The sequence below is a fragment of the Brevundimonas sp. UBA2503 genome, from assembly GCF_002341485.1.
GTDB classification, from domain to species: domain Bacteria; phylum Pseudomonadota; class Alphaproteobacteria; order Caulobacterales; family Caulobacteraceae; genus Brevundimonas; species Brevundimonas halotolerans.
In genome coordinates, this window is sequence record NZ_DDOD01000009.1 from 13845 (window position 1) to 26592 (window position 12748).

12 protein-coding genes are annotated in these 12748 nt (G+C 67.4%); 7 read left to right on the forward strand and 5 right to left on the reverse strand.

Annotation, left to right across the window (positions count from 1 at the left end; all coding sequences use genetic code 11):
- Positions 1–44: 44 nt before the first annotated feature.
- The 3 genes from B4K74_RS03545 to B4K74_RS03555 all read right to left on the reverse strand — a co-directional run bounded on the left by B4K74_RS03545 (position 45) and on the right by B4K74_RS03555 (position 2556).
- Positions 45–521 carry an Hpt domain-containing protein gene (locus B4K74_RS03545; protein ID WP_123286405.1) on the reverse strand — a complete coding sequence of 159 codons (477 nt, stop codon included), beginning with the start codon at positions 519–521 and terminating at the stop codon, positions 45–47.
- A gap of 62 nt (positions 522–583) precedes the next feature.
- Positions 584–1360 (reverse strand): NAD kinase, encoded by a 777-nt coding sequence (locus B4K74_RS03550; protein ID WP_286691782.1) that lies wholly within the window; start codon positions 1358–1360, stop codon positions 584–586.
- A gap of 56 nt (positions 1361–1416) precedes the next feature.
- Entirely contained in the window at positions 1417–2556 is a 1140-nt protein-coding gene (locus B4K74_RS03555; protein WP_286691783.1) for a DUF2336 domain-containing protein, read from the reverse strand.
- Between the two features lie 181 nt (positions 2557–2737).
- Here B4K74_RS03555 and B4K74_RS03560 point away from each other — a divergent pair, with 181 nt between their 5' ends.
- From B4K74_RS03560 to B4K74_RS03575, 4 genes are all read left to right on the forward strand, one after another.
- Entirely contained in the window at positions 2738–3502 is a 765-nt protein-coding gene (locus B4K74_RS03560) for a class II aldolase/adducin family protein (protein ID WP_286691784.1), read from the forward strand.
- Entirely contained in the window at positions 3448–4287 is an 840-nt protein-coding gene (locus tag B4K74_RS03565) for a hypothetical protein (protein ID WP_286691785.1), read from the forward strand. The genes B4K74_RS03560 and B4K74_RS03565 overlap by 55 nt, the downstream gene beginning before the upstream one ends.
- A gap of 116 nt (positions 4288–4403) precedes the next feature.
- The gene (locus tag B4K74_RS03570; protein WP_286691786.1) at positions 4404–5492 is read left to right on the forward strand and encodes an efflux RND transporter periplasmic adaptor subunit; all 1089 of its coding nucleotides are present in this window, start codon (positions 4404–4406) and stop codon (positions 5490–5492) included.
- On the forward strand, positions 5492–8659 hold the full coding sequence (locus tag B4K74_RS03575; RefSeq protein ID WP_286691962.1) for an efflux RND transporter permease subunit: 3168 nt from the start codon (positions 5492–5494) through the stop codon (positions 8657–8659). The genes B4K74_RS03570 and B4K74_RS03575 overlap by 1 nt, the downstream gene beginning before the upstream one ends.
- 3 nt (positions 8660–8662) lie before the next feature.
- Here B4K74_RS03575 and B4K74_RS03580 read toward each other — a convergent pair whose 3' ends face one another.
- Positions 8663–9148 (reverse strand): c-type cytochrome, encoded by a 486-nt coding sequence (locus tag B4K74_RS03580; protein ID WP_286691787.1) that lies wholly within the window; start codon positions 9146–9148, stop codon positions 8663–8665.
- A 168-nt stretch (positions 9149–9316) separates the two neighbouring features.
- Between B4K74_RS03580 and B4K74_RS03585 the strand changes: the two genes are divergently transcribed.
- The 3 genes from B4K74_RS03585 to B4K74_RS03595 are packed head-to-tail and all read left to right on the forward strand — an operon-like array spanning position 9317 to position 12123.
- The gene (locus B4K74_RS03585) at positions 9317–9595 is read left to right on the forward strand and encodes a FeoA family protein (protein WP_286691788.1); all 279 of its coding nucleotides are present in this window, start codon (positions 9317–9319) and stop codon (positions 9593–9595) included.
- 8 nt (positions 9596–9603) lie between these two features.
- Positions 9604–11451, forward strand: a complete 1848-nt coding sequence (gene feoB / locus B4K74_RS03590; RefSeq protein ID WP_286691789.1) for a ferrous iron transporter B — start codon at positions 9604–9606, stop codon at positions 11449–11451.
- A gap of 12 nt (positions 11452–11463) precedes the next feature.
- The gene (locus tag B4K74_RS03595) at positions 11464–12123 is read left to right on the forward strand and encodes a prepilin peptidase (RefSeq protein ID WP_123286412.1); all 660 of its coding nucleotides are present in this window, start codon (positions 11464–11466) and stop codon (positions 12121–12123) included.
- Here the strand turns inward: B4K74_RS03595 and B4K74_RS03600 are convergent.
- Complete coding sequence (locus B4K74_RS03600) at positions 12110–12736, reverse strand: TetR/AcrR family transcriptional regulator (protein WP_286691790.1); 627 nt, start codon at positions 12734–12736, stop codon at positions 12110–12112. The two genes, B4K74_RS03595 and B4K74_RS03600, sit on opposite strands and share 14 nt — an antisense overlap.
- Between the last annotated feature and the right edge of the window lie 12 nt (positions 12737–12748).

Genomic DNA, 12748 nt, shown 5'->3' on the forward strand with positions numbered 1-12748 from the left:
CGCCGGGCAAAGGTGTCTTCGAGGATCAGGGCGGTGCGGCGGGATCAGGCCGCGTGTTCGGCGACGCGGGCTTCCAGGGTTTCGGCCAGGGTCTGGCCGACCGGGTGATCGTCGGTCTGGATCTTGTCGCGGACGACGGCGCGGATGGCGTCGATATGGGCATCGACCAGCACGATGGGCGCGGCCATGCGCTTTTCCGGGGCGTCCATCAGCTTGCACAGCGACCCGGCGAGGCGGGTCACCAGCGGGTACTGATAGGTGGTGCCGAGCCCCTTGAGGTCGTGGGCGCGGAAGTAGAGGGCCTCGGCCGTTTCGGTATTGTAGCCCTTGTCGCGGATATCGGCCTGGGCCTTGTCGAGCTTTTCGATTTCGTCCTGCAGCCATTGGGCGAACTGGGAGGACATGGCCTGCAGGGCCTCCTCCGCCTTGGCGATGGCCTTGGCGTCGACGCCGCCGAATCCACCACCGACCTTCAGGCGAAGGGTGTTGGGGGGGCGAATGACCTGTGCCGGACCGCTCATCGGCTGCTCCTGTAGAAATCTGGCCGTGATCATGCCCGGGGCGTCTTAAGAAGCCGTGACCGTCAGCCCGTGAATTGCTCGGCGAGCACCCGTTCCTCGAACGAGCGGCCGGGATCGAACATCATGGTCAGGTTGATGTCGCGGCGCTCGCACACATCGACCCGGCGCACGCGACGGACCTCGAAACTGTCGGCGGTGGCGCTGACCGGGCGCTTGTCGGCCTCGAGGACCTCGAAGCTGACCTGGGCCTCGTGCGGGAGCAGGGCGCCGCGCCAGCGCCTGGGGCGAAAGGCGCTGATGGGGGTCAGGGCGAGGATGCGGGCGTCCAGCGGGATAATGGGGCCGTGGGCCGAGAGGTTATAGGCGGTCGAGCCGGCTGGCGTTGCGATCAGGCAGCCGTCGCAGCTGAGCTCCTCCATCCGCACGCGCCCGTCGACGCGGATGCGCAGCTTGGCGCTTTGCCGGGTCTGGCGCAGCAGGGAGACCTCATTGATGGCCAGACCGCTGTGGGTGGCGCCGCTTTCGCTCCAGGCGTCCATCTGCAGCGGGTGGATGACGGTGCGGTCGGCGGCCGTTAGGCGAGGCAGGAGGTCGTCCTCGTCATAGTCATTCATCAGAAAACCGACCGAGCCGCGGTTCATGCCGTAGACGGGCGTGCCGCGCGCCAGATTGACGTGCAGGGTTTCCAGCATGAAGCCGTCCCCGCCCAGGGCGACGATGACCTCAGCCTCGGTCTCGGGCACATGGGCATAGCGGTCGCGCAGGCGGGCGAGCGCGGCCTGGGCCTCGGGGCGTTCGCTGGCCACAAAGGCCAGCCGGGGAGCGGGAGGAGGGGTCACGGGCACAGGTGAGACCGGGGGTGCCGACTTGTCAAACGTCCATTGCCGGGCTGCGGTCAGGCGGCCGGGGCTGTGCCGTCGCCGATAAGGGCGCGAAGGGCTCGCGCGGCGGACTGGGGCGAGAGGGCGCCCCGCAGCCAGACGGCGTTGCCGGCCTCACCGGGCGGGCCGCCGTTCAGCTGGCGGATTTCGTAGAGCAGGGGCGGAAAGACCGCGCGATCAATCCCGACGGCCGCGCAGGCATAGTAGAGGGCTTCCGGTGTATTGTGCGTCAGGCAGGCCTTCACCTGGGCCATGGAGAAGCCACCGAGGACAACGAGGGCATGCTGGAACAGGCCCAGCTTTTTCTCGCGGATGGCCCGGATCAGATAGCCGGGGCGAAGCTGACCGGCGGCCTGAAGTTTCAGCACCAGACGTCTGTCCATCTCGTCGCGGTCCTCGTCGACCGGGGGCGGAGGTGTGCCCATACCGAGCGAGGTGAAGGCCGTCTGCACGGCATCCTCGACGGCGTCGTCGAGCCGGATGTCGGTGATGGCGAAGCGTTCGGCCATCGACTCGCGCAGTGCGGTGCCGATCCAGGTGTACAGTTGCCGGGCCATGGATTCGTCAAGGCGCGGATGGCGGGCGAGGGGCGCGCGCAGGGCCGCAAGGCGGCGCGAGTGTTCGACGAGGCGGCGCAGACCCTCGGCACTGATTTCTGCCGTGGCGTTGCCGGCCAGAGCCGTCAGGGGAGCGGGGTGGGCCTGATCCAGAATGGCATCGGCGACGCGAGCGCTGAGGTTAGGGCGGCGGGCCACCTCGATCTGATGCTCCAGACTGGCCTTGACGAGTACGGCCAGCAGGTCCTCATCCTTGAGGATCGGGCTTCGGGCGAGGATCGGACGGGCGATCTCGATATCATCGAGCGCCAGAATATTGACGAGGGCGGGCGGCGCCCAGGTGGCTGTCGCCAGACGCTCGGAGAGGGCCTTGCGGATATCGTGTTCGGCCTGACGGGCCAGAACCAGGAAGATGTCGGTCAGGACCGGAGACAGATCCTGGCTGGTGGCCGGGTGCTGGTCGCACAGGGCCATGACGCCCATCAGAAGTCGCTGCCGGTCCTCAAGGGACCGGCTGTGGGCGAGGGTCAGCAGGTCCGTCATGGCCGCGCCGGGTGGCTGAAGGGGGCCTGTGTCTTCCAGGGCGACTGCCGTCACGATCGACAACTCCCGACACCTCAAGCCGACGACCGACTCGATACGATGTCAGGACGACTATCCGGCCAAGGCGGTGAAGACGGGGTTAACCACATCTTGCCGAGCGCTGCCGTGTCGCGCTGCGGCTTGACCGAATGGCCGTCCGGGGCGAGTTTCGCATCCGGATTGAGGAGAGACGTCTATGGCTGATGGAGCCCCCGCATCGCTGAAGTCGCGCGTGTCCGAGGCCGAATGGCAGGCGCGCGTCGATCTGGCGGCCCTGTATCGTCTGGTCGCCCTGCATGGCTGGGACGACATGATCTTCACCCACATTTCTGCGCGGGTGCCGGGGCCGGAGCTTCACTTCCTGATCAACCCGTACGGCTATTATTTCGAGGAAATCACGGCCTCGTCGCTGGTGAAGGTCGATCTGGACGGCAACATTGTTCAGGAGACAACCAACTTCATCAATCCGGCCGGGTTCACCATCCATTCGGCCGTGCATGCCGCGCGCGAGGATGCGCACTATGTCATCCATCTGCACACGGTGGCCGGTGTCGGCGTGGCGGCCCAGCAGCACGGTCTGCTGCCCGTCAGCCAGAACGCCTGTCTGTTGCAGCATCAGGTGGCCTATCACGGCTATGAGGGGCTGGCGCTGAACCACGACGAGCGCGAACGCCTGGTCGCAGATCTGGGCGACAAGCCGCTGATGCTGTTGCGGAACCACGGAACGCTAGCGGTCGGTCAGACGGCTGCGGCGGCCTGGGTCGGGATGTTCTTCCTCGAGCGGGCCTGCGCCCAGCAGATCGCCGCCCTGTCGGCGGGCCGCGACAATGTGCTGATCGCCCCGGATGCGGCGCAGAACGAGACGAAGGAACAGGGCAAGGGCATCGGCTTCATCTCGGCGCTGGCATGGCCCGGCGCGCTGCGCATGCTGGACCGGAAGTCACCCGGCTACGACGCCTGACCATGGGGCGGGGGCTGGGCATAGGTCTGGTCCTTGCCGGTACGCTGGCAATGGCCTTTCCGGCAGCGGCCGGGCCCTGGACGCGTGAGCAGGCAACGGCGCAGTTCATCCTGAAATATGAAGTGATGCGGGCCGAGCGGGGGTTCGACCTGGATGGCAACAGCCAGCCCCTGCTGGCGGAGCGGCGCGACAGCAGCTTGAGCCTCTATGCCGAATACGGCCTGACCGACCGGCTGATGCTTGTGCTCAAGACCGACTGGCAAAGCGGCTCGGACGCCTTTGTCGACTATGAGGGGCGGGGGCCGCTGGAGATCGGGCTGGCGTGGCAGGTCTATCGCGATCCGGCGAATGCTGTGGCGCTGCAGGTCAGCTATGCCGACGGCGGTGAGGGACGGAATGCCGGCTATGCCGCGCCGGGGGAAGGCACGGCGGACTGGGAGGTGCGGCTGTCGGCGGGACGGTCGGTGACGCCGCCGCAGCCTGTACTGGGGCTGCAGTCTGTGTTCGTCGATGTGCAGGGTGCGCGGCGGTTCCGGCAGGGGCTTGAGGACGAGACGCGGGTCGACGTCACCCTCGGCGGGCGGTTCGGGCGGGACTGGATGGTGCTGGGCCAGCTGTACGGCGGGCAGGTGGACAACGGCGGGCCGCGCTGGCTGTCGGCCGAAACGTCGGTGGTGCGCGATCTGGGTGACTGGAGCTTGCAGGTTGGATGGCGGACGGCGCTGGACGGGCGGGAGACGCCGCAGTCTGAAGGCTGGCTTGTGGGAGTCTGGCGACGGTTCTGACCCTGCGACGGAACACCGCGCCGGAATCTGCAACCTCGTGCGTTCCTGATTAGTAATTGCGTCTGGCTGACAGACCGCTATGTGCTGCCCGTATTGCTGCAGGGACTTTCCGACACGTGATCAAGCGCCACTTCCTCCTCGTCGCCGCTGGCGTTCTGGTCTTGCTGATGGCGGTCGCCGTCATCGTCCGGCTGTCGTTTGCCGATGACGGCGGTCAGGGCGGGCCGGGGGGTGGCCGGGGCGGCGCCCAGGAAGTCGCGGCGTTTGAAACGACCGAGCGGACCTTTTCTGACACCCTTCAGCTGGTCGGCGTTGCGCGGGGGCAGCGGTCGGTAGAGATCGCTTCGACCAACACCGAGCTGATCACGCGGGTGCTGTTCCGTGACGGCCAGTCGGTAAGGGCCGGCGCGCCGCTGGTCGAACTGCAGGCCCGCGAACAGGAAGCCGGGATGATTGAGGCCCGGGCCCGCGTGGAGCAGGCCCAGCGGGACTATGATCGCAGCAAGGAATTGGTCGATCGGGGAATCGCGCCCCGGGTCAATCTGGAGCAGGCCGACTCGGCGCTGAAGGCCGCCCAGGCGTCGCTAGAAGCGGCTGAGGCGCGCCGGGGTGAGCGCGTGATCCGCGCGCCCTTTTCTGGGGTTCTGGGCCTGACGACGGTCACGCCGGGCACGCTGGTCGGGCCGGGCACGGTGATCACGACGCTGGACGACATCAGCACCATCCGCATCGATTTCCCGCTGCCCGAGCGCTACCTGTCGCGGGTCCAATCCGGCACGCCGATCAGTGCGACGGCCGACGCCTTCCCCGGCTCGCAGTTCACGGGCCGGATCGCGCGGGTCGATACGCGGATCGATGAGGTGACCCGCTCGGCGACCGCGCGCGCGGAACTGCCCAATCCCGAAGGCCGGATTCGTCCGGGTATGTCGATGCGGGTGACCGTACGGCAGGGCCAGCGGCAGAGCCTGGCGGTGCCGGAGTCGGCCATCCAGTATGAGGGCGAGGGGGCCTTCGTCTATCGCATCATGCCCGCCGAAGACGGTCGGATCGCCCAGCGCGTCGAGGTCGAGACCGGAGTGGTCGAGGATGGCTATGTCGAGATCCTGTCCGGGCTCGACGCGGGCGACGCCGTGGTGGCCTCGGGCCTGAACCGGATCCAGCCGGGCGCGCCGGTCACGGTGGCCGGACGGAGCAACGGCCAATGATGCTGTCCGACATCGCCGTCCGCAGGCCCGTCTTTGCCGCCGTTGCGGCCATCGTGCTGTGCGTGATCGGGGCGGCGGCGTTCTTCTTCGTGCCGGTGCGCGAACTGCCCGATGTGGACCCGCCGATCGTGTCGGTGACCACCAGCTATACGGGGGCCTCGGCCGAGGTGATCGAGAACCGGATCACGGAGCCGGTCGAACAGCAGATTGCCGGTATCCAGGGCGTCGAAAGGATCACGTCATCCAGCCGCGACGGGCGTTCGAACGTCCGCATCGAGTTCTCGCTGGATACGGACCTGGACGTTGCGGCCAACGATGTGCGCGATCGGGTGTCGCGGGTGACCGGTCAGTTGCCGGATCAGGCCGATCCGCCGCGGGTGTCCAAGTCGGACGCGGACTCCCAGCCGATCATGATCGTCTTCCTGCGCTCGTCGGAGATGGATCGGCTGGAACTGACCGACTATGCGGAACGGTCGCTGACCGAGCGGTTCGCCACCCTGCCGGGCGTGGCCGAGGTGCGGATCTATGGCGAGCAGCGCTATGCGATGCGCGTATGGCTGGACGCCGATGCGCTGGCGGCGCGCGGTCTGACCGTATCGGACGTCGAGAGCGCCCTGACGTCCCAGAATATCGAACTACCTGCGGGGACACTGGAGTCGACCGACAAGGACTATACGATCCGGGTAGCCCGCAACTATGCCACGGCCAGCGACTTCGCCAACCTGCCGATATTGAATGGCGGGTCTGCATCCGGGTCGGGCATATCGGGCGCGGTTGCCGGCGGCTATGTGACCCGACTGGGCGACATCGCCCGCATCGAGGAGGCCCCCGAGGACGACCGCCGCCTGTTCCGGGGCAATGGTCTGGATCAGATCGGTCTGGCCATCACCCGACAGTCCCAGGCCAACGACCTGGCCATTTCCGAAGGCGTGCGCGCCATGATCGAGCAGGTCAGCCCGACCCTGCCCGAGGGGGCGGAACTGGTCATTGGATCGGACAACTCAGTGTTCACCTCACACGCCATTGATGAGGTCTGGATCACCGTCGGCATCGCCCTTGGGCTGGTGGCGCTGGTCAATTTCATCTTTCTGGGAACGCTCAGGGCGGCGCTGATCCCGTCGATCATCGCGCCGATCTGTCTGCTGTGCATCTTCATCGTGCTGGCGGCCTTCGGCTTTTCGCTGAACCTGTTGACGCTGCTGGCCATGGTGCTGGCCATCGGACTGGTCGTCGACGACGCCATCGTCGTGACCGAGAACATCCAGCGTCGCCTGGACCATGGCGAGCCGCCGCTGGTCGCCGCCGAGCGCGGCACGCGTCAGGTGTTCTTCGCCGTTGTCGCCACCACGATCGTGCTGCTCTCGGTCTTTGCACCGCTTCTGTTCCTGCCCGGCTATGTCGGACGGCTGTTCGTGGAACTGGCGGCGGCCATCGCCGGGGCCGTGGCCTTCTCGGCCTTCCTGGCGCTGACCCTGTCGCCGATGCTGGCTTCGAAGCTGTTGCGGCCCGCCAGCGGTTCGGGTTTCGTGGCGCGCAAGGTCGACGCGGGCATGGACCGGCTGAAGACCTCCTATCAGCACTCGCTGAACGCCATGCTGGGGGTTCGCAAGGCGCTGATCGCCACCATCGCCGTGGTGGTGTTTGTCGCCCTGGGGGCCGTCGGCATGTTCATGACCCTGCCCAGCGAACTGGTCCCGCCCGAGGACCGCGGCAGTATCTTCATCCGCGTTCAGGGCCCTGAGGGCGCAGGCTATGACTATACGCGCGACATCATGATGGGCATCGAGCCCATTCTGGCCAGCTACGCCCAGACCGGCGAGGTCGAGAGCTATTTCATTTCTGCCCCCGGCTGGGGCGGGGGCAATAATGGCGGCAACGCCAGCCTCAGCCTGACCGATTGGGGCGACCGTGAGCGCTCGGCTGACGAGATCGCCCAGGATTTGAACCGCCAGCTTCGGAGCCAGCCCGGCGCCCAGGTCAATGCCTTTGCCCGCAGCGGCCTGTCGCGCGGGGGTGGGGGCAACAGCGTCGAAATGGTCATGACCGGCCCCGAATATGGAAGCATGTTCCAGTGGGTCCAGCCGATCATGGCGGCAGCCCAGGCCAACCCCAATCTGTCGCGCCCGCGCCTCGACTATGAGCCCAACTCGCCGCGCCTGCTGGTCGATGTTGATCCGGAGCAGGCCGCCAGCCTCGGGGTATCGTCACAGGAGATCGGGCGCACCCTGCAGACCATGTTCGGGTCGCGCCGGGCCACGACCTATATCAAGGGCGGGCAGGAGTACGACGTCATCCTGCAGACCGAGCGCGCCGACCGCGCGGCAGTCTCGGATCTGGAAACGCTTTATGTCGGCACGCGATCAGGGGGAGTCGTGCCGCTGTCCTCTGTGGTTGAAACCCAGACCTCGGGGGATACGCCGGACCGGCGTCGTCTGGACCGGCAGCGCGCGATCAGCCTCTCGGTTGACCTGAACCCCGGCTACACCGTCGGTGACGCCATCGCCTTTTTCGAGGCGGAGGTCGCGAAACAACCGCCCGGTGTCGCCACGATCCAGTGGGGCGGCGCGGCTCGTGATCAGCAGGAATCCGGCGGTGCCGTCATTGCGGCCTTTGGCCTGGCGCTGTTGCTGGTCTTCCTGGTGCTGGCGGCCCAGTTCGAAAGCTGGATCACACCGGCGGTCATCATGCTGACGGTGCCGCTGGCGGCGGCGGGCGGGCTGTTTGGCCTGGTGATGATCGGATCAAGCCTGAACATCTATTCGCAGATCGGGCTGATCATCCTGATCGGGGTGGCGGCCAAGAACGGCATTCTGATCGTCGAGTTCGCCAACCAGCTCCGCGATCAGGGACGAACGGTGCGCGAGGCCATCATCGAGGCCTCGGCCCTGCGTCTGCGCCCGATCATCATGACGTCGATCGCCACGGCCTTCGGGGCCTTGCCGCTGATGCTGTGGCAGGGCGCGGGGGCGGGCAGCCGCCAGACCATCGGCGTGGTGATCTTCGCCGGGGCCATGTTCGCGACCCTGCTGACGCTGTTCGTGGTGCCGGTGATCTATGGCGTTCTGGCGCGCTTCACGCGGTCGCCGGAATATACGGCCCGCAAGATCGAGGAATGGGAAGCGCAGGAAGTCGCAGCCAATGACGCCATGCCCAAGGCCGCGGAATAGAGCCTAGCGCGGCGAGGTCTCGATCTTGAGCCAGGCGATCAGGTCGCGGCGATCCTGATCGTCGGGCACGCCGGCGAAGCTCATCTTGTTGCCCGGCAGGAAGGTGCGAGGATTGGCCAGCCACTGGTCCAGCTGTTCGCCGTCCCAGGTGAAGTCGGCCGCCAGCAGGGCCTTGGAATAGTTATAGCCCTCGTGCCGTCCGGCCGCGCGACCGAACACGCCGTAAAGGTTGGGGCCGGTCATGTTGGGGCCGCCCGGAGTGACTGTGTGACAGGCGCGGCAGCGGGCGAAGGCGCGCCGGCCATTCTCGTAATCCGCGTCGTTGTAGGGCGCGGGCAGGGCCGCGATGGCGACGCCGATCTGTTCCGGCGTGAGGGGCGCGGGCGGCGGCGCTTTCGGTATGGCCGTGCCCGACGACTCGCCACAGGCGGCGACGGCGAGGGCCAAGAGGGCGAGGCTGGCGATGCGGACAGTCGGGGAGGGTGTCATCGGGAGCTCCATGTTCCGTCCGGCATAGGTCGAGTGGTGGAAATCGACAAGCGGACTGGACGACGCGGGGCAGCACCTGATAATCACTGTCAACTGGAAGGCGCGCCGAACGCGGACGGTTGTGACCCCCGATTCCCCGCCCGACCCGCGACGGCAGTTCGTAGTCCCATGACCGAGATCATCACGCTGAGCCGGGCCCGCAGGGGCCAGGGAGGCCGGATTCACGCCGTCGAGGCGATCGAGGCCAATCCCGCCGATGCGCTGGAGCTGGAACGCCGCCTGCTGGAATTCGGTCTGGTCGAGGGCGCGCGGGTGCAGATGATCCACGAGGGGCCGGTCGGTCGTGATCCGGTCGTGCTGGACGTCGAGGGCATGCGGATCGCGCTGCGGCGGCACGAGGTGCGGGGCCTCAGCCTGCAACTGGACGAGGCGGACATCGGAGCATGAGCGCGTCGATGACGACCGTCGCCCTGGTCGGCAATCCGAACAGCGGCAAGACGGCCCTGTTCAACGCCCTGACGGGCAGTCGGCAAAAGGTCGCCAACTATGCCGGGGTGACGGTCGAGCGGAAGGCCGGCGCCATCAAGGCCCCAGACGGCACGCCGATGACGGTGCTGGACCTGCCGGGGACCTATTCGCTGCGGGCGCGCAGCCCCGATGAGGTGATCACACGCGATGTGGTGCTGGGCCGACGGCCCGGGGATGTGCCCGATGTGCTGGTGGTGGTGGCCGATGCAACCAACCTGCGGCTGGTGCTGCGACTGGCGCTGGAGATCAAGGCGATTGGCCTTCCGGCGGTCATGGCGCTGAACATGTATGACATCGCCGAGCGTCAGGGCCTGCGGATCGATCTGCAGGGTCTGTCGAAGGCCATCGGCATGCCGGTCGTGACCACAGTGGCGACGCGGAAGCGCGGGCTGGAGGATTTGCTGACTACCGTGCAGGGCGTGCTGGCGTCGACTGCGGTCCAACCCTCGACCTGGCACGAGCCCGACGTCGCAGAGATCCGGCAGGCCCATCGTGAGGCCAGTCGCATCCTGTCGGCGCATGTAAAGCCACCCGAGCGCCCCGATACCCTGACCGGCAAGATCGACGGCGTGCTGCTGCACCCGGTCGCGGGGCTGCTGATCCTGCTGGCGCTGCTGTTCGTCATGTTCCAGGCGGTGTTCAGCTGGGCCGCGCCGGGGATGGATGCCATCGACCTGGGGCTGGGCGCGCTGGGCGGCTGGGTCGCGGGGATCATGCCCGACGGCCTGTTGCAGAGCCTGATCGTCGACGGGCTGATCTCCGGGGTCGGCAGTGTGCTGGTGTTCCTGCCGCAGATTCTGGTGCTGTTCCTGTTCATCCTGCTGCTGGAAGACTTTGGCTATATGGCGCGGGCTGCCTTTCTGATGGACCGCATCATGGGCGGCGCAGGGCTGCACGGACGGGCCTTTATTCCGCTGCTGTCCAGCTTTGCCTGTGCCATTCCCGGCGTCATGTCGGCGCGGGTGATCGACTCCAAGCGGGACCGGCTGACGACCATTATGGTGGCGCCGCTGATGACCTGTTCGGCGCGCATTCCGGTCTACACCCTGATCATCGCCGCCTTCATTCCGCGCGAGACGGTGTGGGGCTGGGTCGAGCTGCAGGGGCTGGTGATGTTCGGCCTCTATGCCGCCGGGATTCTCAGCGCGCTGGTGGTATCATTCGTGATCCGCAAGATCTTCTGGAGGGGGGCGTTCGAGCCCTTCATGATGGAGTTGCCGGCCTACAAGATGCCCGATCCGGGCAGTGTGGCGCTGAACCTGTGGCAGCGGGCGCGGATCTTCCTGGAGCGGGCGGGGCGGATCATCCTGCCGCTGATGGTGGTGGTGTGGGCGCTGTCGACCTTCCCCGGACCGCCGCCGGGGGCGACGGGTGCCGCCATCGACTACAGCTTTGCCGGGATGATCGGGCGGGCGCTGGAGCCGATCTTCGCGCCGATCGGCTTCAACTGGCAGATGGTGGTGGCGCTGGTGCCGGGCATGGCGGCGCGCGAGGTGGCGGTGGCGGCGCTGGGCACCGTCTATGCCGTGGCCGACGCCGAGAGCGCGGTCGGCACCCTGGCCGGGGTGTTGTCGCTGCAGTGGTCGCTGGCGACGGGTCTGGCCTTCCTGGCCTGGTATGTGTTTGCGCCGCAGTGCGTAGCGACGCTGGGCGTGGTCAAGCGCGAGACCAACTCCTGGATGTGGATGTGGGGCATGGTGGTCTATATGTTCGCCCTGGCCTATCTCGCGGCCTTTGTGGTCTATCGGCTGGCGGTCGCGTTCGGCCTCGGCTGAGACGGAGCGGACATGCTGGCGACGGTGGGGATCGGAGCAGGGGGTCTGATCGTCGGTCTGGCGGTGTCGCGGCTGAGCCTGTGGCTGGCGGCGCTGGACGGAGAGGCCGCGCGGGCGACCAGCCTGAAGCGCGATGTGGCGCTGAGCCTGTTTGGCGGCGGCCTTGGCGTATGGGCCGCGTCGGCATCTCCGAGCCTGATGATCGCGGCGGTCAGTGCGGTTCTGGCCTGGCAGCTGCTGATGCTGGCGGTCGTGGATGGCGAGAATTTCTGGCTTCCGGATGTGCTGACCTGGCCTTTGGTGGTGACGGGGCTGGTGGCCGCCTGGTGGTTGGAGCCCGACAGTCTGATGGCGCGCGCGATCGGGGCGGCGGCGGGGTTCGGCCTGCTGTGGGGGCTGGGCTGGCTGTATCGGCGGCTGCGAGGGCGTGATGGACTGGGCGGCGGTGATCCGTTCCTGATGGCGGGAGCCGGAGCCTGGGTCGGCTGGATGGGGCTGGCCAGCGTGATGCTGTGGGCGGGGATCGCGGGGCTGAGCCTCGTCATCGCACGACGGGTGACGGGCAAGGCGGTCAGCGGTCAGGACGCCCTGCCGTTCGGCGTGTTTCTGGCCATCGGTATCTGGCTGACGTGGCTGTACGGCCCGCTGGGCCTCGCGATCAGCGGCCGGTGATCAGGCGGACGAGGATATGGGCGGTCGTTTCGATGATGGCGCGGTCACTGTCGGCGCGCTTCAGCAGGTTGAAACTGGCGGCGGCGGACTCGGCGATGTTCGCGACCTCATAGGAGGCGAGGCGGGGGTCGTAGCCTTGCGGGTGAAGGCCGGCATTGGCCGCCTGGGCGATGCGCCGCTCCAGCGCCAGATGCAGTCGGCGGAGGCGGCCGATCCGGGCCTCGACAAAGGCCGGATCGCCGCGATCGGCCATCATCTGTTCGACCCGGATGATGGGGCCGTGGCGGTCCCACAAAGCCAGCATGTCGGTGATCAGGGCGCGGGCGTGGGCGAGGCCCTGACCGGCAGACCAGTCGGCCTCGACATGGTGGGCCAGTCCCTGCCAGTCGCTGGCGACCTCTTCGCAGAGGGCCAGCAGGGCTTCATCGAGAGTGTCGAAATAGGTGTAGAAGGTCGGGGCAGAAATGGCCGCCGACTGGGCGATATCGGCAATGCGGATTTCGCCCAGATGCCGGGTGGCCAACAGACCCCGCAGGGCATCGAGGATGGCCGCGCGGGTGCGGCCGCCGCGCGCGCCGATCCTGTGTCCCAGCTTGTTGACGGCGTCGGCCATGGAACCCCGGGG

Coding starts and splice junctions, on each gene's coding strand:
- B4K74_RS03545 (WP_123286405.1), bottom strand. CDS start 521: ATGAGCGGTCCGGCACAGGTCATTCGCCCCCCCAACACCCTTCGCCTG.
- B4K74_RS03560 (WP_286691784.1), top strand. CDS start 2,738: ATGGCTGATGGAGCCCCCGCATCGCTGAAGTCGCGCGTGTCCGAGGCC.
- B4K74_RS03565 (WP_286691785.1), top strand. CDS start 3,448: ATGGCCCGGCGCGCTGCGCATGCTGGACCGGAAGTCACCCGGCTACGA.
- B4K74_RS03575 (WP_286691962.1), top strand. CDS start 5,492: ATGCTGTCCGACATCGCCGTCCGCAGGCCCGTCTTTGCCGCCGTTGCG.
- B4K74_RS03580 (WP_286691787.1), bottom strand. CDS start 9,148: ATGACACCCTCCCCGACTGTCCGCATCGCCAGCCTCGCCCTCTTGGCC.
- B4K74_RS03585 (WP_286691788.1), top strand. CDS start 9,317: ATGACCGAGATCATCACGCTGAGCCGGGCCCGCAGGGGCCAGGGAGGC.
- feoB (WP_286691789.1), top strand. CDS start 9,604: ATGACGACCGTCGCCCTGGTCGGCAATCCGAACAGCGGCAAGACGGCC.
- B4K74_RS03595 (WP_123286412.1), top strand. CDS start 11,464: ATGCTGGCGACGGTGGGGATCGGAGCAGGGGGTCTGATCGTCGGTCTG.
- B4K74_RS03600 (WP_286691790.1), bottom strand. CDS start 12,736: ATGGCCGACGCCGTCAACAAGCTGGGACACAGGATCGGCGCGCGCGGC.